Consider the following 22,949-nt stretch of genomic DNA (forward strand, 5'->3'; position numbering starts at 1 on the left):
TTCCCGTCGTCCGTCAGCCGATGTTCGCGACCGCGGCCCGGGCCTTGGCCAGCGTGGACTGGGCGGTGGAGTCGTTCTGCTCCAGCGTGGTGCGCACCAGATGGATGATGGAGCGCACCTCGTGCGCGGCCTTGTGCCAGCGGACCTCCTTGCCGTGGTACTCGTCCGAGACCCCGTCGGCCTGGAAGTCGGCCATCGCGGCCTTCACAGCCCGGTCGCGGTCGGACAGCACACTCTCCAGCTGGCCGATCACGGCCGCCAGGGTCATCTGCACCTCGGCCGAGGCATCGGTGTCGTACGCACGGCGGTCCTGGTTCTGGCCCACAGTCAGATCCCCCTCGGAGGTTCGAAAGGTTGGAACTCGAAAGAACGGTGGTGGTTTACGTGAAGGCGAACGTTTCGGCGACTGGCCGTCAGCGCGCGCCGAATCGGGCGGCGGTGAAGTTGGCCGCGCCCATGTTCTGGTGGGAGTTGTCCTGCATCTCCACATCACCGGAGCCGAACGCGGTGTCCATGCCGGACTGGCCGCCCAGGATCGCGTCGAGCGAACTGTTCAGATCGCTCGTGATCTGGTCCGTGTGCGTCTTGAACCGGTCGAACGCGGCCTTGCCCGCCCCGTTGAACTTGCCTTCCAGCGGCTCCGCCGCCTGGACGAGCAACTTGATCAGCGTGCCCAGGTCCTCGATGGAGCCGACCGTGTTCTTGCCGAGTTCCGACAGGGTCGTCGACCCCATGGCGAACTTCATGCACCCACCCCCGTATGTGCGTTCCCCGTATGTGCGTTGTGCTGTCATCGAACACCCTCTCGCATCGCGCATTGCACACGCAACGCGGTATGGATGGAAGTGGCGTGATCTCGTCATGAGCGGACGCGAAGGGAGGCTCTTCTGTTCCGAATACCCCACACCGTGTGGATGACGGTCGCTCACCATCCCGTCAACAGCAGGTGGTTGAGGAGCAGCGCGAGCACCGTCTGCGCGGTGAGCCAGGCCCGGGGGTGGGGCAGATACGCGCAGGCCGGCAGCAGCCACAGCGCGAACGGCAGCCAGATGCGTTCGGTCTCGGCCTTGCTCATCCCGGAGAGGTCGGCGACGAGGAGGGCGAGGAAGGCGGTGGAGACGAGGAGGGCCAGGCGGACGGCTGCGGGGTCGGTGCGGTGGGTGAGGGTCGTGGCCGTGCGGCGCAGGCCCGCCGCGGTCGCCAGGCCCGTGATCAGGACCGTGCAGGCCAGGTTGGCCCACACCCAGTAGCCGTAGGGGCGTTTGCCGCCGACGCCCTGGTAGTAGCGGGTCACCAACAGGTGGTACGTCGTCCACCAGTTGAAGCCCGCGAGCGTGAACGCCAGCGGGACGACGGCGAGTCCGGCGAGGAGGGCCAGGAGGAGCGCCGGGCGCTCGCGCACCCCGTCCCTGCCCAGCAGCAGGACCGCCGCCGCGACGAGGGCGAAGAGCGTGAGGCCGTACGACAGGTAGCAGGTCAGGCCGAGGAGCAGGCCGGAGGCTGCCGCCCAGGAAAGGGAGCGGCGCGTGACCGCGAGGGCGAGCAGGGCCACGGACCAGGCGGCGGTCGCCGCGAAGTACGCGTCGGCGGAGGTGCCCAGCCAGACCGCCGCCGGGGCCAGGACCAGGAAGGGGGCCGCCCGTCGGGCCAGGGTCTCGTCCGCCAGGGCGCGGACGGCGACCAGGACCGCCACGCAGGCCGTCGAGCCGAGGGTCACGCACCACATCCCGGCCCATCCGCCGCCCCGCAGCCCGATCCGGTCGAGCAGGACGAAGGTGAGCGTCGCGCCCGGCGGGTGACCGGCGACATGGGCCGGCCAGGGGGCGGGGGTGCCGCTGACGATGTGGTGGGTGAAGTCCCGCAGGGCGGCCGGGATGTCGTGGAAGCGGCCGATGACCCGGAGGTACTCCTCGCGGGTGGTGAGGCGGACCGCGATGCCCTGGTGCCAGCCGTCGACGAGGGCGAGGGAGAGGATCCAGGCCAGGGCCGACCCCCAGGCCGTCACCAGCAGGGCACGCCACGGCAGACGGGCGGCCAGAGTCGGGCCGTAGGCCACGCCGGCCGCCGCGAGGAGGACGGCGGCCGGGGTGCCGGGGCCCACGTGCGGATCCCACTCGGCCAGTACGGGCGGCCAGTGCACGAACAGGATGCGGTAGGTGTCCTGGAGGTGGCGGCCGACCAGGACGGCCGCCGTCACGAGCAGGGCGGCGGCGCCGGCGGCGTACAGATCACGGCGGAGGGATCGGCGCGCGTCGGGACGGGAGCAGGGCGCATCGGAACGGGAACGCGGCACGTCGGGGCGGGAGCGGGTCACGTCGGCACGTTAGGCCGCACGGCCCTGGACGGGTCGTCGTCCGGGCCGGACGTCAGTGTTTCGTCATGGGTCGCGCCCCCTTTCCCGGGCGTTTCGCGGCTTACGGTCGGGGCATGCGCGACCTTCCCCGGCTTCCCACCTCCCCCGGTTTCTGGCGCAGCCCGCTGCGCGGCCGCTGGTTCACCTCGGTGCTCGGTCTCGTGCTGCTCGTCGGCATCACCGTGCTGTTCGTGACCGGCCTGGTGTCGTACGCGGCCTACAACCCGGACCTGCACCCCGTGAACGACACGACCCCGGACAAGGGGATCCTCGGCTTCTACCTCTTCGCGTGGCCGACCGGCCCGGTGTGGCTGTACCGGTTCACCCAGGGCCTCCACGTCACCCTCGGCATCACCCTGATCCCGGTCCTGCTGGCCAAGCTGTGGTCGGTGGTGCCGAAGCTGTTCACGCTGCCGCCGGCCCGCTCCGTGGCGCACGGGCTGGAGCGGATCTCGCTGCTCCTGCTGGTCGGCGGCGGGCTGTTCGAGTTCACGACCGGTGTGTTCAACGTCCAGCTGAACTACGTCTTCCCCGGCTCCTTCTATCCGCTGCACTTCTACGGGGCGTGGGTGTTCTTCGCCGCGTTCGTGGCGCACGCGGTGCTGAAGACGCCGGCCGCGGTGCGGACCGTGCGGGGGCGGCTGCGGGAGGGGGACGAGAAGGGCGAGAGGGGCGAGAAGGTTGAGAGGGGCGAGAAGGGTGAGAAGGATGTGGACGACCTGGCCGCGGCTGAGCCCGACCCGCCCACCGTGTCCCGGCGCGGGGCGCTGTGGCTGGTCGGCGGCGGCTCGCTGCTGCTGTTCCTGACCACGGTCGGGCAGAGCCTGGGCGGACCCTTCCGGCGTACGGCCCTGCTCGCGCCGCACGGCGGGGCCGACCCGGCCGGCGGCCCGAACGGCTTCCAGATCAACAAGACGGCCGCGTACGCCGGGATCGACGCGGCGGAGACCAGCGAGGAGGCGTGGCGGATCGTCGTCACCGGCCGCACCGGGACCGTGCGCCTCAGCCGCGCCCAGCTGCTCCAACTGCCCCTGCACAGCTCGTCGTTGCCGATCGCCTGTGTGGAGGGCTGGTCCACCGCCGACCAGTGGTGGCGCGGGGTGCGGCTGCGGGACCTCGCGGCGCTCGTCGGGTACGAGGGCGACCCGCCGGACGTGTTCGTGGAGTCCCTGCAGCGGCACGGCGCCTTCCGCCGCGCGGCCCTGCGCGCCAACCAGGTGGCCGACCCGCGCTCCCTGCTCGCCCTGTACGTCAACGGCGAGGAACTGTCCCCCGACCACGGCCACCCGGCGCGCGTCATCGTGCCCGCCGCACCAGGCGTGCTCAACACCAAGTGGGTGGCCCGGCTGACCTTCGGAGACCTGTGATGCGCCGCCTGCCTGTGATGCGCCCCCTGCCTGTGGGCAGTCCGCTGCAGATCCTGCTGCTCTGCTGCTCGTTCGCGCTCGCCGCGTACGCCGGTGTACGGCTGCTCGCCGGTGACTGGTTCGGGGTGGCGCTGTGGGTCGTGGGGGCGGCCCTGCTGCACGACCTCGTTCTGGTGCCGCTGTACTCGATGGCGGACCGGGCGGTCGTGCACGGTCTCGACGCGGTCGGGCGGCGGGGGTGGGTGATGTACGTGCGGGTGCCGGCCGCGCTGTCGGGACTGCTGCTGCTCGTGTGGTTCCCGCTGATCTTCAACCTGGTGGACCGGCGTTACCGCCTGGCCACCGGTCAGTCCGCGGACGTCTTCCTCGGCCGCTGGCTGCTGATCACGGCTCTGCTCTTCGGCGGCTCGGCGCTGCTGCTCGCGGTGCGGGTGCGCAGGGCGACGAAGCGGCGGTCGCCGGCCGTCCACTGAGCCTCCGGGCGCCACTCGGGGGCCCGGTCGGCGAGTTGGAGCAGGGCCGGGGTGCCGATCCGCGCCCACGGGAACGGGTCGCCCATGAGGGCCCGCCCGTGGGTGACGTCGACGACCTGCACCCGGGCGCGCTCGTCGAGGTCCAGTTGGGCCGTCTCTGCGATCAACAGGCCGCCGGGGGCGAGGAGTTGGCTCATCCGGTGCAGCAGGGCGCGCGGGTCGCCGCCGATGCCGATGTTGCCGTCCATGAGCAGGACGGTGCCCCAGCGGCCCTCGCCGGGCAGCGGGTCGAACACCGAGCGGCGCAGGGCCTGGCCGCCGACCGTGATGGTGCGGGTGACGGCCGCCTCGCTGACGTCGACGCCCAGGACGGTACGGCCGCGGGCCGCCAACTCGGCCACCAGCCGGCCCGGGCCGCAGCCGACGTCCAGGACGGCGCCCTCGCAGCGGTCCAGCACCGCAGAGTCCACCGTGTCCGCGTCGGCGCACCAGCGCTCCACCTCCAGTGGCAGGAGCCAGCCGTCTGTGCGGCGCAGGTACAGCGGGCCTCGGCCGGTGCGGAGGGCTGTGGCGTAGGGGTCGGAGAGGGCCCAGGCGGGGCCCTGCGGTGCCTGGACCGATGCCGCCTCGGCTTCGCCTTCGGCGGATTCGTTCCCACCCGCACCACCCGTGCTGCTTTCGTTGTCGGGTGCGGGTGGCCCCAGTGGGGCGCGTTCGCCGTCGGCGGCTTGCGGGTCGACCTGCGCCTCGGCTTCGCCTTCGGCGGCTGCCGGGCGCCACGTGCGCCGGGCCGTCGTAGGGCCGGATGCGGGGGTCATCGGGCATCGGCCGCCGTGCAGTCCGCCAGCCGGGCGGCGAAGGTGCCGTGCGGGGCGAGGGCGGCGACGGCGCGGGCGTCGGCGGCGGTGTCGACGTCCCGCAGCCGGGGCAGGTCCCGTACCCGCAGCCCGGCGGCGACCAGCCGCTCCCGCTGCACGGTCCCGGTCTCCGGCGTGGACATCGGCACGCCCCGCAGCAGCGCGGGCTCCGGGCGGGCCAGGCCCAGCGCCCAGAACCCGCCGTCCTCGGCCGGGCCGAAGTACGCGTCGCAGCCCGCGAAGTCCACGGTGAGCAGATCCGGGGTGACCTGGGGAGTGTCCATGCCGATCAGCAGGGCGGGGCCGGCGCAGCGGGCGAAGGCGTCGGCGAGGCGGGCGTCGAGTCCGCCGGTGCACTGGGGGACGACGTCGAAGCCGGGGGGCAGCCAGGGGCCTGGCCGGCCGTCGAGCACGAGCACTCTGCGCGTGGCCGGGGTTTCGGCCACGGCCCGCAGGGTGTCGGAGAGCGAGGCTTCGGCGAGGGTGGCGGCCTGCTCGGGGGAGAAGGGGGGAGTGAGCCGCGTCTTGACCCGCCCGGGCAGCGGCTCCTTGGCGATGACGAGGAGGGTGGTCATGTGGGCTTTCCTTGGCTGGTGACAGCTAGGCACGGACAACGGGCGGCTCGTTCAGGACCTTGCTCATGTCCCGTATCGCCTGCCACGTCCCCCGCCAGGTCCCCGTGACCTTCGAGGCGCCGGTGCGCGGGAGGTACGGGACGTCGTGTTCGGTGATGTGCCAGCCCGCGTCGGCCGCGCGGACCACCATCTGCAGGGGATAGCCGCTGCGGCGGTCGGTCAGGGCCAGGGCGAGCAGCCGCTCGCGGCGGGCCGCGCGCAGAGGGCCGAGGTCGTGCAGGCGCAGGCCCGTGCGGCGGCGCAGGAGGTGAGCCACCGCGAGGTTGCCCGCGCGGGCGTGGGCCGGCCAGGCGCCCCGGGTCTGCGGGCGGCGCCGGCCGAGCACCAGGTCGGCCTCGCCGGCCCGGACCTCGCGGACGAACGGGACCAGCTGCGCGGGGTCGAGGGAGGCGTCGCAGTCGCAGAAGCACACCACGTCGGCGGTGGCGGCCAGCAGTCCGGCGTGGCAGGCGGCGCCGAAGCCGCGCCGCTCCTCGCGCACGACGGTCGCGCCGAGGCCACGGGCCAGGTCGGCGGAGCCGTCGGTGGAGCCGTTGTCGACGACGAGGGCGCGCCAGCCGGCCGGGACGCGGGCGAGGACCCACGGCAGCGCCTCGGCCTCGTTCAGGCAGGGCAGCACGACATCCACGTCGTAAGGGGGAGGGTCGCAAGGGGGGCCGTAAGGGGGAGGGTAGGTGCTCGTCACGGCGTTCACCCTACGAAGCCGAATCGGGGCAAAGGGGGCATCGCCTCCTTACGAAACGCGGACGTCCCAGCCGCGGCCGAGCCTCCCGGGCGGCTCGGTGCCAGGGTGGAGACATGCAGCAGCCGTACGCATCACCGGACGCCGGGCCGCGACCCGGTTCCCTGGGCCGGATCCTCGTCGTGGACGACGACCCGACCGTTGCCGAAGTCGTCGCCGGATACCTGGACCGGGCCGGATACGCCGTGGACCGCGCCGCCGACGGCCCGGCCGCCCTCGCCCGGGCCGCCGCGCACCGGCCGGACCTCGTGGTGCTGGACCTGATGCTGCCCGGGATGGACGGCCTGGAGGTGTGCCGGCGGCTGCGTGAGCACGGTCCGGTGCCGGTCGTCATGCTCACCGCGCGCGGTGACGAGGACGACCGCATCCTCGGCCTGGAGGTCGGCGCCGACGACTACGTGACCAAGCCGTTCAGCCCGCGCGAGCTGGTGCTGCGGGTGGAGTCGGTGCTGCGCCGCGCCCGGCCCGCCGTGCCGCGCGGCCCGCTGGGCGCGGCCGGTCTGACCGTGGACCCGGCCGCCCGCCGCGCCGCCAAGAACGGCACCGATCTGGCCCTCACCCTCCGGGAGTTCGATCTGCTCGCCTTCTTCCTGCGGCATCCGGGGCGGGCGTTCGGCCGGGAGGAGCTGATGCGGGAGGTGTGGGGCTGGGACTTCGGTGACCTGTCGACCGTCACGGTCCATGTCCGCCGGCTGCGCGGCAAGGTCGAGGACGACCCCGCCCGCCCCCGCCTCATCCAGACGGTGTGGGGCGTGGGGTACCGCTTCGACCCCACCGGAGCCGGAGCCGGAGCCGGACCCGGAGCAGGAACCGGAGCTGGAACGGAGGGCGAGTGACATGCGTGACGCCCTGCTCATCGCCCTCTACGCCTTCCTCGGTGCCGCCGCCACCGGTCTCGTCGGGGCGGCCGTGCTGCGGCTGATCCGCCGGCGTTCCCTCACCACCTCGCTCGCCGTGGTGGCCGCCGTCGGGGTGGTCGCCATGCTCGCCGGGACGATGGCGGTGGCCCAGGCGATGTTCCTGTCCTCGCACGACCTGCGGGTCGTCACCACGGTCGTGGCCATGGCGGCCGTGGTCTCCCTGGTCACCGCGCTGCTGCTGGGCCGCTGGGTCGTCGCCCGCAGCCGCGAACTCGCCGACGCCGCACGGAACTTCGGTGACGGCGGCGCCTTCGCCGCGCCCGAGGTCCCGGCCACCGCCGAACTGGACGCGCTCAGCCGCGAGTTGGCCGCCACCAGCGCCCGGCTCGCCGCGTCCCGGGAACGCGAGCGGGCCCTGGAGACCTCCCGGCGGGAACTCGTCGCGTGGATCTCGCACGATCTGCGCACCCCGCTCGCCGGGCTGCGCGCCATGTCGGAGGCCCTGGAGGACGGGGTGGCCGCCGACCCCGACCGCTATCTCAAGCAGATCCGCACCGAGGTGGAACGCCTCAACGACATGGTCGGCGACCTCTTCGAACTCTCCCGCATCCACGCCGGCACGCTGCCCCTGAGCCCGGCCCGGATCTCGCTGTACGACCTGGTCGGCGACGCCCTCGCGGGGGTCGGCCCGCTCGCCCGCGAGTACGGCGTACGGCTCGTGGGCGACGGGGTGGAGCCGCTGCCGGTGGAGGTCGACGGCAAGGAGATGAGCCGGGTCCTCGCCAACCTGCTGGTGAACGCCATCCGCCGCACCCCGGCCGACGGCACGGTCGCGATCGCCGCCGAGCGTGCCCCCGACGGCGTGGTGCTGTCGGTGACGGACGGCTGCGGCGGCATCCCCGAGGAGGACCTGCCCCGCGTCTTCGACACCGGCTGGCGCGGCACGGACGCGCGCACGCCGCCGGCGGGAGCGGGGCTCGGCCTGGCGATCGTCCGGGGCATCGTCGAGGCGCACCAGGGGCGCACGACCGTCCGCAACATCCCGGGCGGCTGCCGCTTCGAGGTGACCCTGCCGGCGGCGAAGGCGTAGACAGGGTCACCTCGGGGGGCTAGCCCGCCAGGTCGGCCCCGAACGCGGTGTACTTGCCGGCCGGCAGCCCCACCTTCGTCGGGCCGAAGGTCGTGGTCGCCGTCGTGGAGTAGAGCGTGGACGAGGCACCCGGCAGGAACCAGACCGCGCCCTCGGGGTCGTTCTCCTGGGTGGCGACGGCCGTGAGGTCGGCGTGGCCGTCGTGGTTCACGTCGGAGGCGAGGAGGGTGTCGCCGAAGTTGTCGCCCGCCTCCAGGGTGCCTGGCACGCCGGGGCTGTCCTGCGTGAGGAACACCGGGCGGGTGGTGCTGAGGCCGGAGGCCGAGCCCCGGAGCAGGGTGATCGCTCCGGCGGAGGCGCGGTAGTCGGAGTCGTCCCCGAAGGTCTCGCCCGGAGCGCCGACCGCCAGGTCCCCGTAGCCGTCCTTGTCGAAGTCGCCGATGGCCAGCGCCTGGCCGAAGCGGTCGACCTCTTCGGAGGAGTCCGGCACGCCCGAGGTGTTCTGCGTGAGTGAGACCCGGCGGGTGGCGCTCGGGCCGGACGAGGTGCCGTAGATGACGTGGATCTTGCCGCCGGTGGAGGCCGAGGGCTCGTCGGCCGGGTCCTCCGGGTTGCCGAGGACGATGTCGCCGAAGCCGTCCTTGTTCAGGTCGCCGATCGCGGCCGTCTCGCCGGTGCGCAGGCTCGCCGCCTTGCTGATGCCGTCGGTGGTGCCCTTGTAGTAGACGGCCGTGGCGAGGTGGTCGCCGTTGGGCTTCTGTCCGGTGACGACCAGGTCGGCCTTGTTGTCGCCGCTGACCCGGCCGGCGGTGAGGGTCGGCTTGTCGATGCCGGGGGAGTACGTCGACACCCGCCCCGTCGAGCCCGACTTCGCGAACGGGCCCCGGATCAGCCGGATCCGCCAGCTGCTGGGGTTCTGGGTGTCGCTCTGTGCGGAGATCGCCAGGTCCGGCTTGCCGTCGCCGGTGAAGTCCGCCGCCGCGATGCTCAGCCCGAAGTAACTGCCGTACAGAGTCTGCGGGTTCTTCACGGTCGTACCACCGGACAGCCCGCTCCTGGAGCCCCAGACGATGACGACCGTGCCCGCGTCCTCGGCGCTGCCGGACTTCTCGTGCTGGGCACCGATGACGAGGTCGCTGTAGCCGTCGCGGTTGAGGTCGGCGGTGGCGATCTGGTCGCCGAACTCGTCGTCCTTCTCGGCGTCGCCGGGGATGCCGGTGGTGTTCTGGCTGATCAGCTGGTGCTTGGCCGGGTTCAGCCCGCTCGCCGTGCCGTAGACCACGGCGACCTGGCCGGCCCAGGACTTGCCGTTCACGGCGGCGGCGGGGGCCGCGATGGCCACGTCCCGGTAACCGTCGCCGTTGAAGTCGCCTTGGAGCCCGGAAGGGGCCGCCGAGGCGGAGGTGGCCAGGGCCACCGGCGTCAGGCCCGCGACGAGCAGGGCGGCGAGCGCGGTGCTGCCGCGCAGGGGGTACTTCACGTCCGTGTCTCCAGTCGAAGAAGCAAGGGGGAGCAGGGGGTCAGTCGGTCAGGGCTGCGCCGAAGGATCCCCGGTTGCCCAGGCCCAGGGACTGGGCGGTGAGCAGGGCCGAGCCGGTGCCCGTGGGGCCGGAGGCCGTGCCGGGCAGGAGGTACAGGCGGCCGATCTCGTTCGCGGTGGCAACCAGTTCGGCCCGGCCGTCGCGGTCGAGGTCGCGCAGCAGCACCGAGGAGCCGAGCCAGGCGCCGTTCCCGTCGTCGGGGTCGCCCTCGACGCCCGGTGTGCCGACGTCGTACTGGCGGGAGTTCCTGCCGGTGAGACCGCCCCTGCCGCCACGCAGGACGGTGACGGCGCCGTCGCGGAAGTTGTGGTCGCCGAGGATCTCGCCCGGGATGCCCACCGCGAGGTCCGGGTAGCCGTCGCCGTTCGTGTCCGCGGCCGACACGTCGTAACCGAAGTAGTCGACAGACTCGCGCGTGCCAGGGACGCCGGCCGTGTCCTGCGTGAACGAGGTGCCCGTGGTGCTCGGGCCCTGGGAGGTGCCCTTGTAGACCCGGACGGTGCCGCCCTTGCCCGCGCGGGCAAGGCCGACGGCGAGGTCGCCGTAGCCGTCCTTGTCGAAGTCGGCGATCGTGGCGCTCGCGTCCACCAAGCCGGAGTCGCCGAGCAGGCCGATCTTCCGCGTCGGCTTGGTGGGGCCGCCCGAGCCGCCGCGGTAGAACCACGCGCGGTTGGTCCAGGTGTCCGAGTCGTAGCCGAGAACGGCGAAGTCGGCCGTGCCGTCCTTGGTGACCTTGCCGGAGACCACCAGGTCCGGCTTGATGTCCTCGCCGTCGATCGGGTCGAGGTTGGTGGCCGTGCCGCGCGAGCCGGACTTCGTGAACGGGCCGCGCAGGACGTAGATGTAGTCGTCGGTGATCGCGACCACGTCCGGCCTGCCGTCGGCGGTGAAGTCGCCGACCGCGATGTCCTTGGCGAAGCCGCAGTCCTTGCAGCTCGGGCTCTTGAACGAAGTCCCTGTGGTCAGGCCGGACTTGGAGCCCCAGAGGATGGTGAAGGTACCGTGGTAGGAGCTGTCGTCCTCGCCGGGGGCGGTGACGACGAGGTCGCCGTAGCCGTCCTTGTTCATGTCGGCCGCGGTGACTTTGGCGCCGAAATGGTCGTTCGTCTCGGCGGTGCCCGCGATGTACGGCGTGTTCTGCGTGATCACTGAGCGCTTGGCGGGGTCGGGCCCGTGAGCGGTGCCCCACACCACCACGACCGCACCCGCCTCCTTCTTGCCGGCGGTGGTAGCCGTGTGGTCGCCGAGGGCGAGGTCGCGGTATCCGTCGCCGTTGAAGTCGTCGGCGTACTTCGCCGTGGCCGCGGTCGCCGGCGCGGCCAGCGCCAGCGGGGTCAGGCCGGAGGCGAGTAGCGCGGCGGTCAGCAGGTAGGTGCGTTTGCGCAAAAGGTGTCTCCCACGGTCGGGCGGATCCCGGGCGCCAGGTTGGCGCGCGATCAGGAGACCCTCGGCAACAGGCAAGGGTTGTACGTGAGTTCGGTTAATTCTTGGGGTCTTCGGGCCGGTTGATTCACCTGTTTGCTGACCGGTTGGTGACCCGGGCAAGCCGTCCACAGGCTGTGGACGTCGACGGGAGTCACCCCGGTCGCCGGCCGATCGCCAGCAGATGGGAACTCGCCGCGAGCAGTGGTAGTCATGGGTGATGATCGGTCGCCTCCCGCTGGACGAACAGCTCGCCACGCTGAAGTCGGTCCTCTCCCGCAACGAGGTACTTCTGGAGGTGCTGGACCGGACCGCGTCCATGGCATTGCCTGGCTGGTACGTGACGGCGGGGTGCCTGTTCCAGACCGTGTGGAACGTGGTCACGGACAGGCTTCCCACAAGCGGGATCAAGGACTACGACGTCTTCTATTTCGACAACGGAGATCTGTCATGGGAGGCGGAGGACGCAGTGATCAAGGCAGGCGAGGAGGTCTTCGCCGGCCTGCCCGCCGAGGTCGAGATCCGCAACGAGGCCCGTGTCCACCTCTGGTACGAGCAGAAGTTCGGAGTCGCCTGTGCTCCGTATTCGTCCACGGAGGCGGCCATCGACTCCTTCGCGGCGACCACCTGTTGCCTGGGGGTGCGGCTGGAGCCTGCGGGCAGGTGGCGCGTCTACGCGCCGCATGGGCTTTCCGACGTGTTCAACCTTGTCGTACGGCCCAATCCGGTGCTCGCTCCACGGGACGTCTACGAGAGCAAGTCGGCCCGCTGGCGGCAGCAGTGGCCTGAGCTGACCGTACTGGACTGGCCTACGCGCGCTGCCGCGCAGTAGCCCGAGCGGTTCGGGTACTCCACGGGCGAGGTGAGTACGGTGCGCTCCGGCGGCCGTGCCCTCGTTCTGCTCCCTGCCGGCGTCAGCCGCCCACGATCCCTTGGTCGTGCGAGGGCGAGCACTTGGCTCCGATGTCGGCGAACTCCCCCTTGAGCTCTGCCGTCAGCTCATCGGTCAGGTCGAACTCAGCCGTCTTGGGGTCCGGGTCCGGGTACTCGGGTATGCCGTTCTTCCGGAAGCACTCCGCCTCCTTCCGCGCGGCCTCAAGTGCCTCGGCCGGATCGGACGCCGACGGACGGTCGTCCGGGAGCTTGCTGTGGCACTTGGCCTCGGCCGCCTGCTGCTTCGCATAACCGAACTCGGCCGCCTTGTCCTTGTCGACCCGGAGTTCGCCGCCGTCGATCACCTCCAGGGTCAGCCCCTGGTCCTCCAGACACCGGTAGTAGGCCACTTCCTGCGCGTCGGCGGCGGACGCGCTCGGCGTCGCATCCTGGGCGTCGCCCGAGGCCGAGCAGGCGGCCGAAAGGACGCCCGCGGCCAGGGCGGCAAGCAGGAGCTGAGTTCTTCGACGGGCAGACGGCATCGCAACTCCAGGTGCTCGACCAGGGTTTGGCGCAGACAGGACTGGCGCAGACAGCGCAACAGCGGGGACCGCAACCTACGGCATTGCCGGTAGGCGATCAACGGTTTGCAACTCCTTGGCGCCTGGTCCGACGGCTGATCACAATCAGCGCACCGCCCACTGCGCCACCCGAGCAACTGCGCGACAGGCTGCGGCTTGCCGCCTCCCTGACCTTCTAGCCGGGACGGACCCCGGCGAACTCCCGCATCCCCTCCTCGAAGGTCACCTCCGGCTTCCAGCCCAGTTCCGCCCGCAGGCGGGACGAGTCCGCCGTGATGTGCCGTACGTCGCCCAGCCGGTACTCGCCGGTGATCAGGGGTTCGGGGCCGTCGCAGGCGGTGGACAGGGCGTGGGCCAGGTCGCCGACCGTGTGGGGGTCGCCGCTGCCGGTGTTGTACGCGGTGAGTGTTCCGGGGCGTGGCTCGGCCTCCAGCGCGGTGACGTTGGCGGCGGCCACGTCCCGGACGTGCACGAAGTCCCGGCGCTGTCGGGCGTCCTCGAACACGCGCGGGGGCTCGCCGCGTTCCAGGGCCGAGCGGAAGAAGGAGGCGACCCCGGCGTACGGGGTGTTCCGGGGCATGCGGGGGCCGTAGACGTTGTGGTAGCGGAGGGAGAGCGCCGTGCCGTCCGTGCAGCGGGCCCAGGCGGCGGACAGGTGTTCCTGGGCGAGCTTGGTGGCCGCGTACACGTTGCGCGGGTCGGGTGGGGCGTCCTCGCCCACCAGGCCCGGGGACAACTCCGCCCCGCACAGTGGGCAGTTCGGGTCGAAGCGGCCTGCGGCAAGGTCGGCGGCGGCACGGGGGCCGGGGCGTACGACACCGTGCACGGGGCAGTCGTAGCGGCCCTCGCCGTAGACCACCATCGACCCGGCCAGGACGAGTCGCCGTACGCCCGCCTCGGCCATCGCGGTGAGCAGGACGGCGGTGCCCAGGTCGTTGCGGGAGACGTACTCGGCCGCGTCCGCGACGCCGTTGCCGAGGCCCACCATGGCCGCCTGGTGGCAGACCGCGTCCACGCCGGACAGGGCGCGGGCGATGGCCGCAGGGTTGCGCACGTCGGCGGCCGGATCGTCCCGGACGTCGTACACGACCGGCTCGTGCCCGCGCGCCCGCAGCGCGTCGACGACATGGGACCCGATGAACCCGGCACCGCCGGTGACCAGTACACGCATACGGCCACGCTAGGTCCGCGACCCGCCCGCGACCGGGTGCGACGGGCGGTACGTCACCCCTCCGTAAGGACCGCTCTGGAAGGACTGTTCCGTAAGGGCCGCTCCGTAAGGACTGCTCTGCAAGGACTGCTCAGAGCGGCTTCGCGGGCCAGTCCAGCAGGCGGGCGCCGATCACCGCGGTCTGCAGCGGGTAGCGGTGGGCCGGGTCGGCCGGGTCGGCGCCGGTCAGCTTGTGGATGCGCTCCAGGCGGTAGGTCAGGGCGCGCACGCTGAGCGAGAGCCGGCGGGCGGCCTCGGCGGCCACGCAGCCGGAGTCGAAGTACGCGGTGAGCGTGTCCAGCAGGGGCTGCGGCCCGCCGCGGGCCGCCGTGAGCGGGCCGAGGGTGTGCGAGACCAGGTCGGCCATCGCCTGCCGGTCGCGGGCGAGCACCGGGTACACCAGGAGGTCGGCGGCGCGCAGCAGCGGCTCGTTCAGGTCGAGCCGCCCGGCCATCTCCAATGTGGCGAGGGCCTCTTCGTACGACTGCACGACCCCGCCGGGGCCGTGCTGCGCGCGGCCGACCGCGACCCGGCAGCCCTCGGCCGCCGCGTACACCTGCTTGGCGAAGTGGGTGAGGACGTCGTCCTCGTCGCCGGGCGCGACGCACAGCAGTCGGCCGTTCTTGGTGGTGAGCAGGATGCTGCGGGTGTCGAAGCGGGCCAGGACCGCCCGTTCCACCTGCCGGGCCACCGGATCGCCCTCGACGTACGGCACCGGACCCTCGGCGACGGCGACCGCGTGGGCGCGGGACATCCGCAGGCCGAACCGTTCGGCGCGCTCGGCGAGGCGGCCCAGGTCGCTGCGGCCGTAGAGCAGGTCGTCGATGAACTCCCGGCGCGCGGCCTCCTCGCGGCGCACGGCGAGCCGCTGGGCGCGTTCGTAGCCCTCGGCGAAGGCGTCGACCGCCTGCTGCACGGCGGCCAGCGTGCTGTCGGCCGAGCCGGGCGTGCGGGGCCAGGCGGCGCGGGCGGCGGCCAGGTGGGCGACGACCAGGGCGCGCAGCCCGTGGCCGGACTCGGCGGCCTGCTCGCCCAGGGCGCGGCGCGCGGCCAGCTCCTCCCGGGTCAGCCGGCGGCCGGTGGCCGCGACCTCGGCCAACGCGCCGGCGTAGCCGTCCAGATAGTGCTCGGGTATCGCCTGCTCGGTCACGCCGTCCCCGTCCCCCGTGATCTTGACGTGCCGGTGATGCTTTCTTAGCGCCTGTCCGGCATCGAGAACATAGTGAACGCTGCCGGAGACCGGCAATGCGCGGGGGTACGCCCCGGGTGCACGATCGTCCGACGGGGGAGCACTACGGATGGTTCGGGTGCCGGACATCGAACAGGTGTCCGGCACTGGGGCTGAGGGCTCGTCCGTCTTTCATCGTCTGACGCACAAGGACGTAGCCATGGAAGCCCTCGGCGTGCTGGTCGCCGTCTGTCTCGTCGTCGTACTGCTCGCGCTGTTCTCCTTCTCCCGGCTGTACCGCAAGGTGGACCAGGGCCGGGCGCTGATCGTGTCCAAGACGCGCAGGGTGGACGTGACGTTCACCGGGCAGGTCGTGCTGCCGGTGCTGCACAAGGCCGAGATGATGGACATCTCGGTGAAGACGATCGAGATCAGCCGCTCCGGCCGGGACGGGCTGATCTGCCGGGACAACATCCGCGCCGACATCCGCATCTCGTTCTTCGTCAAGGTCAACAAGACCGAGGCGGACGTCATCAAGGTCGCCCAGAACGTCGGCACCGAGCGCGCCAGCCACCAGGACACGCTGCAGGAGCTGTTCCACGCGAAGTTCTCCGAGGCGCTGAAGACCGTCGGCAAGCAGATGGACTTCACCGACCTGTACACCAAGCGCGAGGAACTGCGGTACCACATCATCGAGTTGATCGGCGTCGACCTCAACGGCTATCACCTGGAGGACGCGGCGATCGACTACCTGGAGCAGACGCCGCTCACCCAGCTCGACCCGGCCAACGTCCTCGACGCCCAGGGCATCCGCAAGATCACCGAGCTGACGGCGATCGAGCACGTGCGCACCAACGAGGCGCAGCGGGGCGAGCAGAAGGAGATCACCCGGCAGAACGTCGACGCCCGCGAGGCCATCCTGGAGCTGGAGCGGCGGCAGGCGGACGCGGAGATCAAGCAGAAGCGGGAGATCGAGACGTCCCGGGCCCGCGAGGAGGCCGAGACCGCGCGGGTCGTGGAGGAGGAGCGGCTGCGCGCGCAGGGCGCCTTCCTGCGCACCGAGGAACAGCTGGGCGTGCAGCGGGAGAACCAGGCCCGCGAGGTCGCGGTCGCCGCGAAGAACCGCGAGCGGGTCATCGCCGTCGAGAACGAGCGCATCGAGAAGGACCGGATGCTGGAGGTCATCGCCCGGGAACGGGAGACCCAGCTGACCCGGATCGCCGCCGAGAAGGAGGTCGAGGCGGAGAAGCGGGAGATCGCCGAGGTCATCCGGGAGCGGGTCGCGGTGGACCGTACGGTCGCCGAGCAGGAGGAGTCCATCAAGAAGCTGCGCATGGTCGAGGAGGCCGAGCGCGAACGGCAGGCCCTCGTCATCGGCGCCGAGGCCGAGGCGCAGGAGAAGCTGGTCAAGGACATCAAGGCCGCGGAGGCCGCCGAGCAGGCAGCGACCCACCGTGCCGCCGAGGAACTCACCCTCGCCGAGGCCCGGTTGAAGACCGCCGACCTCGACGCCCGGGCCAAGCTGCGGCTCGCCGAGGGCATCCAGGCCGAGGCCGCCGCCGAGGGGCTCGCCGCCGTGCAGGTCCGTGACAAGGAGGCCGAGGTCATCGAGAAGTCCGGCCGGGCCGAGGCACAGGCCACCGAGGCACGGCTGCGCGCGGAGGCCGAGGGCACGCAGGCCAAGGCGCTCGCCGAGGCCGAGGGCGCGCGGGCCGCGGCGGAGGCCACCGGGGCGCGACTGAAGGCCGAGGCGGAGGGCGCCCGGGCGAAGGCCCTCGCGGAGGCCGCCGGCATCGGGGAGAAGCTGAAGGCCGAGGCGGCGGGCCTCACCGAGAAGGCCGCCGCGATGGCCGCCCTGGACGAGGCGTCGCGCGGGCACGAGGAGTACCGACTGCGGCTGCAGGCGGAGAAGGAGATCCGGCTGGCCGGCCTGGAGACACAGCGGCAGGTCGCCGAGGCCCAGGCCACGGTCCTCGCGACCGGCCTGGAGAACGCCGACATCGACATCGTCGGCGGGGAGTCCGTCTTCTTCGACCGGCTGGTGTCGGCGGTCTCGCTCGGCAAGGGCGTGGACGGCTTCGTCGACAACTCCCGTACGGCGCAGGCGCTGGCGAAGCCCTGGCTGGACGGCTCGGGCAGCTTCACCGACGACCTGAGCCGGATCCTCGGCTCCTTCGGCACGGCGGACGTGCAGAACCTGACGGTGTCGGCGCTGCTGATGAAGCTGATGAAGTCCGGCGGCCCGGAGGCGGGACAGTTCCGGCAGCTGCTCGACCGGGCCGGTGAGCTGGGCCTCGCGGACACCCCGCTGACCGCGCTGAACGGCGCCGCCAGGAACTGACGGCCCGATGCCGGGCCGCCGTACGGGGGTCGGCGGCCCGGCAGCCCCCTGATCACCCACGCGAAGTTCGCGTACTCACCGTTCTCGAAGCCCTTGAAGGGAAGCGCCGTCCATGGCAACCGCCCCGGAGACGGGCTCGTACGACACCGTCGACGCCGGCACCTACGAGGTGCTGCGCGACCGCCTCGCCGCCCAGGCCGCCGACCTCGCCCGGCGGGCCGAGGCCCTCAACGCGCGCCGCGCCGAGGAGTTCGGCTCCGCCGGGCTCGGCCTCACGGCCACCGGGCGGCTGCGCACCGAGCACGCGTGCGTGCCCTGCGACGTCGTCGCCGTCGGGGACGTGCTGCTGTTCGGCAGCACAGGCAGCACAGGCAGCACAGGCAGCACAGGCAGCGCCGGCAGCACCGGCCGGACCGCCGACGGGACGCCGGCCTCGGACGTCCTCGCCCTGTACGACCGGGACCTGAACCGGCTGCCCGAGGACGCCGTACCCGGACTGCTCGACGACCCCGCGTTCGTGCGCGAGTTCACGGCCCTGCACCGCTACTACCGGCAGGCCCGGCTGCTGCGGCTGCGCCGCCTGGACGACCGGCTGCTGGCCGTCTTCCGCACCGGCGAGAAGGCCGAGGACGTCCGTGCCCTGCGCTGGAGCCTGACCGCCGACGGCGGGGCCCGGTTCCTGGACGCGCGCGGCGACCGCGACGACGTGGTCCCGCCCGCGCACGACTTCACCTGGACCGAGACCACCCGTGAGGATCACGTCCTCGGCCGGGACCCGTATGTGGCGGTGCCGGGCGGGGCGGGCGTGGCGACCGTCGGCGGCCGGCTCACCGTGCGCGGCCCGGAGGACGAGGAGCTGTACGCCGAGCCGGTCGAGGAGCCGCTGCAGGCCCTCGCCGACGCCGCGGTCGCGCACGCGCGGGTCGGCGCCCTGGTCCTGCTGCGGGTGCGGCCGTACAAGGAGGACGCCGACCGGTACCTGGTGTTCGACACGCTGACCCGGTCGGTGGTCCGGCTGGACGGCATCGGACAGGCCTGCCGCCGGCTGCCCGAGGACCAGGGCATCGTCTTCCCGGGCGGCTACTGCCTGGCCTCGGGCGCGCACAAGACGTACGAACTCGACGCGGCGGGGCTGGAGTTCGAGCGGGAAGTGCGCTCGCCGAACGGCGAGGACGTGCTGTACGCGTTCCGCTCCCGGGCCGAGGGCCGCACGCTCCTGCTGTCGTACAACAGTCTGCGCAAGGAGGTCGCCACCCCGCTGCCCTGCCGGGGCTGGGCCCTGTTCGAGGACGGCACCCTGGCCGTGCTGCGCGCCGACGGCGACGAGCGCGCGCACACGCACTCCGTGCAGTGGTGGACCTCGCCGTACGTCTCCGACACCCACGCGGCCGCCCTGCGCACCGGCACCGGTGCTTCCCCAAGCTCTCAACTTCGTTCGAGCAGGGGAGACCCCATCGCCCGGGTCGGCAACGCGGACCTCGTGCGCGGGCTCGCCGACTGCCTGTCCGTCGCCCGGCTCGTCGCCGAGGGCATCGGGACGGGGGAGGGCTACCGGGCGCTGGCCGCCGCCTGCGTGCGCGCCGCCGACACCCACCACTGGCTGGGGGAGCCCGAACTCGGCGATCTGCGCACGCCGTTGGCGGCGGTGCGGGAGACCGCCGAGCAGGTGCTGGCCGAGTTCGAGACCGTACGGGCCCTGTCCCGGCAGGCCGATGAGGCGTTGGAGGAGGCCGCGGTCCGTATCGCCGCCGTGGTGCGCCGGCTGCGCGGGGAGGCCCCGCGGGACGCCGCCTCCTGGGTGCGGGGGCTCACCGGACTCCGGCACGCGCACGGCCATCTGCTGACGCTGAAGGAGCTGCGGTACGTCGACACCGCCCGGGTGGACGAGCTGGCCGCCGAGGCGGCGGCCGACCTCGCGGCCTTCGGGCGGCGCGCGGTGTCCTTCCTGGCCCGCGAGGACGCCTTCGCGACCCAGCAGGCGGAGGTCGAGCAGCTCGTGGCGGAGGCGGCCGCGGCGCCGACCGTCGCCGCGGCCGCTCCCGTCGCCGCCCGGCTGGACGAGCTGGCCGACGGGCTGCGCACGGTCACCGAGGTCGTCACCGGCCTGGACATCGCCGACGCCACCGTCCGCACCGCCATCCTGGAGCGGATCGCCGAGGTGCTGGGCGGCGTCAACCGCGCCCGCGCCACGCTCGACGCCCGCCGCCGCACCCTCCTCGACCACGAGGGCCGCGCCGAGTTCGCCGCCGAGACGGCCCTGCTGGCCCAGGCGGTCACCGCCGCGCTCGCCGCCGCCGGCAACCCTCAGGCATGCGACGACCAACTCGCCCTCCTGCTCGGCCGGTTGGAGGACCTGGACGCCCGGTTCGCCGAATTCGACGACTTCCTCGGCGAACTCGCCGACAAGCGCACCGAGATCTACGAGGCCTTCGCCGCCCGCAAGCAGTCCCTCGCCGACGCCCGCGCCCACCGCGCCGAGCAACTGGCCGCCTCCGCCGCCCGGGTGCTGGAGACCGTCGACCGCCGCGCGGCCACGCTCCCCGACACCGACGCGGTCACCACCTACTTCGCCTCCGACCCGATGGTCTCCAAGGTCCGCCGGACCGCCGACGAGCTGCGGGCCCTCGGCGACGGCGTGCGCGCCGAGGAGCTGGACGGCCGGCTCAAGGCCGCCCGCCAGGAGGCCGCCCGCGCCCTGCGCGACCGCACCGACCTGTACGCCGACGACGGCCGCACCCTGCTCCTCGGCGGCCACCGCTTCGCCGTCAACACCCAGCCCCTCGACCTCACCCTGGTCCCGCACGGCGACGGCCTCGCCTTCGCGGTCACCGGCACCGACTACCGCCGCCCGGTGACCGACCCCGGCTTCGCGGACACCGGCCCCTTCTGGGCCCGCCACCTGCCGTCCGAGTCGCCCGAGGTCTACCGTGCCGAACACCTCGCCGCCCGGCTGCTGACCGAGCACGGCCCGGCCGCCCTCGCCGCGGCCGACCTGCCCGCGCTGGTGCGGGAGGCGGCGCAGGTGTCGTACGACGAGGGCTACGAACGCGGCGTCCACGACCACGACACCACCACGATCCTCACCGCCCTGCTCCCCCTGTACGACGCCGCCGGCACCCTGCGCCACGAGCCCTCCGCCCGGGCCACGGCCCAGCTGTTCTGGTCCCACGGCACCACGCCCGGCGCGCGAGAGGCCTGGTCCCGACGCGCGGTGTCGCTGGCCCGGGCCCGGGATGCGTTCGGGCCGTCGGGCGCCCTCACCGAGCTGGTGGGGGAGCTGGCGGAGGCGATCGGGCGGTGGAGCGGGGGTGGGGTGAGTGCTTCGGGAGTGGTGCGGGAGCCGGGTGCGGGGGCGTCCGGGGGACCGATCGAGGGGCTGTCCGTGCGACTGGCGGAGGGGGCGTCGGCGCGACCGGCGGAGGGGCTGTCGGCGCGGCCGATCGAGGGGCCGTCCACGTGGCAGACCGAGGAGCCGTCGGCGCGACCGGCCGCCGAGCCGCCCACGCCCATGGCCGACGGGCCGTTGGGGCGGCGTGCCCTCACCGAGCCGCTCGCCGGTGCCGCCGCCGCGTACCTCTTCGACGAGCTGACGTCCGGTTCCGGTGGCTTCGTCCTGGGGGCGGGTGCGCGCACCCTGCTGGAGAAGTTCCGGCACACGGTGGGCGGTTCGGACTACGCCCGGGACCTGGAGGCCCTGACCGACCTCGGCGCCCGCCGGCAGGTGGCCGAGGCGTGGCTGACGTCGTACGCGGCCGCCACCGGCGCCGAGGCGGGCCCCGGTGAGCTGGCCGAGGCGGTCGCCGCCGAGCTGTGCCCGGGCCTGCCCCGCTACGACGGCGACGCCCCGCTGACCGCGGCCGCGGAGGGCCTGCTGGGCACCCATCCGCGCGTGACGGGCGGCCGGTTGCCGTTGCGCCTGGACGAGTTCCTGGCCAGGACGGCGCGGTTCGCCGAGCTGGAGGTCCCCGCCTTCCGCGCCTACCAGCGCCGCCGTACGACCCTGGTGGACGCCGAACGCGAGCGCCTGCGCCTGGCCGACCACCGCCCGCGGGTGATGTCCGCCTTCGTCCGCAACCGCCTCGTCGACGAGGTGTACCTCCCACTGGTCGGCGACAGCCTGGCCCGGCAGCTCGGCACCACCGGCGAGTCGAAGCGCACCGACACCGGCGGGCTGCTCCTGCTGATCTCCCCGCCGGGCTACGGCAAGACGACGCTCATGGAGTACGTCGCCGACCGCCTCGGCCTGATGCTGGTCAAGGTCAGCGGCCCGGCGCTCGGCCACGGCGTCACCTCGTTCGACCCGGCCGACGCCCCGAACGCCACCGCCCGCCGCGAGATCGAGAAGATCAACTTTGCGCTGGCGGCCGGCAACAACACGCTCCTGTACCTGGACGACATCCAGCACACCTCCCCCGAGCTGCTGCAGCAGTTCATCCCGCTGTGCGACGCGACCCGCCGGGTGGACGGGGTGTGGGAGGGCGAGCCGCGCAGCTACGACCTGCGCGGCAAGCGCTTCGCGGTCTGCATGGCCGGCAACCCCTACACCGAGTCCGGCGACCGCTTCCGGATCCCCGACATGCTCGCCAACCGGGCGGACGTCTGGAACCTCGGCGACGTCCTCACCGGCAAGGAGGACGTCTTCGCGCTCAGCTTCGTCGAGAACGCCCTCACCGCCCACCCGCTCCTCGCCCCGCTGGCCGGCCGCGACCGCGCGGACCTGGACCTGCTGGTCCGCCTGGCCTCGGGCGACTCCTCGGCTCGCGCGGACCGCCTCACCCACCCCGTCCCGCCCGCCGAACTCGACCGCGTCCTCGCGGTCCTGCGCCACCTGCTCGCCGCCCGCGACACGGTCCTCACGGTCAACGCGGCCTACATCGCCTCCGCCGCCCAGTCCGAGGCGGCCCGCACCGAACCGCCGTTCCGCCTCCAGGGCTCCTACCGCGACCTGAACCGCATCGCCCAGCGCCTGAGCCCGGTCATGAACGACACCGAACTCGCCGCCGTGATCACCGACCACTACACCGCCGAGGCCCAGACCCTCACCACCGGCGCCGAGGCCAACCTGCTGAAGCTCGCCGAACTGCGCGGCACCCTGGGCCCCGAACAGGCCGCCCGCTGGGCCGAGGTGAAGACCGCCGACGTCCGCGCCCGCACCCTCGGCGGCCCCGGCGACGACCCCCTGACCCGTGCGGTGGCCGCCCTCGCCCTGCTGGCCGACCGGGTCGCGGCGGTCGAGTCCGCCATCACCCGGGCGACGGGCGTACGGGAGGGGTCCTGATGCTGTACTTCCTGGCCCCGGTCTCGGCCGCCTTCGCACTCGTCGCGTCGACCACGTACGCCCTGATCCGCCGGGACCGCCGGCTGGCGCACGGGTATCGGGACCGGGGGCGGTGGGAAGGCGACTGACGTACGTCCCCACGGCGTCCCGGTGACCCT

Annotated in this window: 18 protein-coding genes; 7 read left to right on the plus strand and 11 right to left on the minus strand. The window is 73.0% G+C overall.

What is annotated here, in order from left to right; genetic code table 11:
• Positions 1 to 13: 13 nt before the first annotated feature.
• The 3 genes from ACFY3C_RS17175 to ACFY3C_RS17185 form a co-directional block, all read right to left on the minus strand.
• Complete coding sequence (locus ACFY3C_RS17175; RefSeq protein WP_390771288.1) at positions 14 to 325, minus strand: pore-forming ESAT-6 family protein; 312 nt, start codon at positions 323 to 325, stop codon at positions 14 to 16.
• 88 nt (positions 326 to 413) lie between these two features.
• Complete coding sequence (locus tag ACFY3C_RS17180) at positions 414 to 746, minus strand: hypothetical protein (RefSeq protein ID WP_390771289.1); 333 nt, start codon at positions 744 to 746, stop codon at positions 414 to 416.
• A 179-nt stretch (positions 747 to 925) separates the two neighbouring features.
• Positions 926 to 2,293: a hypothetical protein gene (locus tag ACFY3C_RS17185; RefSeq protein WP_390771459.1), complete on the minus strand. Its 1,368-nt coding sequence runs from the start codon at positions 2,291 to 2,293 to the stop codon at positions 926 to 928.
• 134 nt (positions 2,294 to 2,427) lie between these two features.
• On the opposite strand from ACFY3C_RS17185, the gene ACFY3C_RS17190 reads away from it, so the two are divergent.
• Positions 2,428 to 3,720 carry a molybdopterin-dependent oxidoreductase gene (locus ACFY3C_RS17190; protein WP_390771290.1) on the plus strand — a complete coding sequence of 431 codons (1,293 nt, stop codon included), beginning with the start codon at positions 2,428 to 2,430 and terminating at the stop codon, positions 3,718 to 3,720.
• A gap of 346 nt (positions 3,721 to 4,066) precedes the next feature.
• Here the strand turns inward: ACFY3C_RS17190 and ACFY3C_RS17195 are convergent, their stop codons facing one another.
• Genes ACFY3C_RS17195 through ACFY3C_RS17205 form a run of 3 tightly spaced genes read right to left on the minus strand, consistent with a single transcriptional unit; the run spans position 4,067 to position 6,370 of the window.
• Positions 4,067 to 5,011, minus strand: a complete 945-nt coding sequence (locus tag ACFY3C_RS17195) for a class I SAM-dependent methyltransferase (RefSeq protein WP_390771291.1) — start codon at positions 5,009 to 5,011, stop codon at positions 4,067 to 4,069.
• Positions 5,008 to 5,625 (minus strand): DUF2064 domain-containing protein, encoded by a 618-nt coding sequence (locus ACFY3C_RS17200; RefSeq protein ID WP_390771292.1) that lies wholly within the window; start codon positions 5,623 to 5,625, stop codon positions 5,008 to 5,010. The genes ACFY3C_RS17195 and ACFY3C_RS17200 overlap by 4 nt, the downstream gene beginning before the upstream one ends.
• A gap of 25 nt (positions 5,626 to 5,650) precedes the next feature.
• Positions 5,651 to 6,370 carry a glycosyltransferase family 2 protein gene (locus ACFY3C_RS17205; RefSeq protein ID WP_390771293.1) on the minus strand — a complete coding sequence of 240 codons (720 nt, stop codon included), beginning with the start codon at positions 6,368 to 6,370 and terminating at the stop codon, positions 5,651 to 5,653.
• Between the two features lie 113 nt (positions 6,371 to 6,483).
• Here ACFY3C_RS17205 and ACFY3C_RS17210 point away from each other — a divergent pair, with 113 nt between their 5' ends.
• Complete coding sequence (locus ACFY3C_RS17210) at positions 6,484 to 7,263, plus strand: response regulator transcription factor (protein WP_390771294.1); 780 nt, start codon at positions 6,484 to 6,486, stop codon at positions 7,261 to 7,263.
• Between the two features lies 1 nt (position 7,264).
• Positions 7,265 to 8,377 (plus strand): sensor histidine kinase, encoded by a 1,113-nt coding sequence (locus ACFY3C_RS17215; protein WP_389179459.1) that lies wholly within the window; start codon positions 7,265 to 7,267, stop codon positions 8,375 to 8,377.
• A 19-nt stretch (positions 8,378 to 8,396) separates the two neighbouring features.
• On the opposite strand, the gene ACFY3C_RS17220 is transcribed toward ACFY3C_RS17215, so the two are convergent.
• Entirely contained in the window at positions 8,397 to 9,857 is a 1,461-nt protein-coding gene (locus ACFY3C_RS17220; protein WP_390771295.1) for an FG-GAP and VCBS repeat-containing protein, read from the minus strand.
• 40 nt (positions 9,858 to 9,897) lie between these two features.
• Entirely contained in the window at positions 9,898 to 11,304 is a 1,407-nt protein-coding gene (locus ACFY3C_RS17225) for an FG-GAP repeat protein (protein WP_390771296.1), read from the minus strand.
• Positions 11,305 to 11,560: 256 nt separating this feature from the next.
• On the opposite strand from ACFY3C_RS17225, the gene ACFY3C_RS17230 reads away from it, so the two are divergent.
• A complete protein-coding gene (locus ACFY3C_RS17230; RefSeq protein ID WP_390771297.1) occupies positions 11,561 to 12,172 on the plus strand; it encodes a nucleotidyltransferase family protein in 612 nt (203 codons plus the stop codon).
• Positions 12,173 to 12,254: 82 nt separating this feature from the next.
• On the opposite strand, the gene ACFY3C_RS17235 is transcribed toward ACFY3C_RS17230, so the two are convergent.
• The 3 genes from ACFY3C_RS17235 to ACFY3C_RS17245 all read right to left on the minus strand — a co-directional run bounded on the left by ACFY3C_RS17235 (position 12,255) and on the right by ACFY3C_RS17245 (position 15,154).
• A complete protein-coding gene (locus ACFY3C_RS17235) occupies positions 12,255 to 12,755 on the minus strand; it encodes a hypothetical protein (protein WP_390771298.1) in 501 nt (166 codons plus the stop codon).
• Positions 12,756 to 12,969: 214 nt separating this feature from the next.
• Positions 12,970 to 13,965, minus strand: a complete 996-nt coding sequence (locus ACFY3C_RS17240; protein ID WP_390771299.1) for an NAD-dependent epimerase/dehydratase family protein — start codon at positions 13,963 to 13,965, stop codon at positions 12,970 to 12,972.
• 130 nt (positions 13,966 to 14,095) lie between these two features.
• On the minus strand, positions 14,096 to 15,154 hold the full coding sequence (locus ACFY3C_RS17245) for a PucR family transcriptional regulator (protein WP_390771300.1): 1,059 nt from the start codon (positions 15,152 to 15,154) through the stop codon (positions 14,096 to 14,098).
• 238 nt (positions 15,155 to 15,392) lie between these two features.
• Here ACFY3C_RS17245 and ACFY3C_RS17250 point away from each other — a divergent pair, with 238 nt between their 5' ends.
• The 3 genes from ACFY3C_RS17250 to ACFY3C_RS17260 all read left to right on the plus strand — a co-directional run bounded on the left by ACFY3C_RS17250 (position 15,393) and on the right by ACFY3C_RS17260 (position 22,919).
• A complete protein-coding gene (locus tag ACFY3C_RS17250) occupies positions 15,393 to 17,513 on the plus strand; it encodes a flotillin family protein (protein ID WP_390771301.1) in 2,121 nt (706 codons plus the stop codon).
• Between the two features lie 112 nt (positions 17,514 to 17,625).
• Entirely contained in the window at positions 17,626 to 22,791 is a 5,166-nt protein-coding gene (locus tag ACFY3C_RS17255) for a DNA repair ATPase (protein WP_390771302.1), read from the plus strand.
• Positions 22,791 to 22,919 (plus strand): hypothetical protein, encoded by a 129-nt coding sequence (locus tag ACFY3C_RS17260; protein ID WP_386572877.1) that lies wholly within the window; start codon positions 22,791 to 22,793, stop codon positions 22,917 to 22,919. The genes ACFY3C_RS17255 and ACFY3C_RS17260 overlap by 1 nt, the downstream gene beginning before the upstream one ends.
• The last annotated feature ends 30 nt before the right edge of the window (positions 22,920 to 22,949 follow it).

It is taken from the genome of Streptomyces sp. NPDC001410, from assembly GCF_042895235.1.
In the GTDB taxonomy this organism is placed as follows: Bacteria; Actinomycetota; Actinomycetes; order Streptomycetales; family Streptomycetaceae; genus Streptomyces.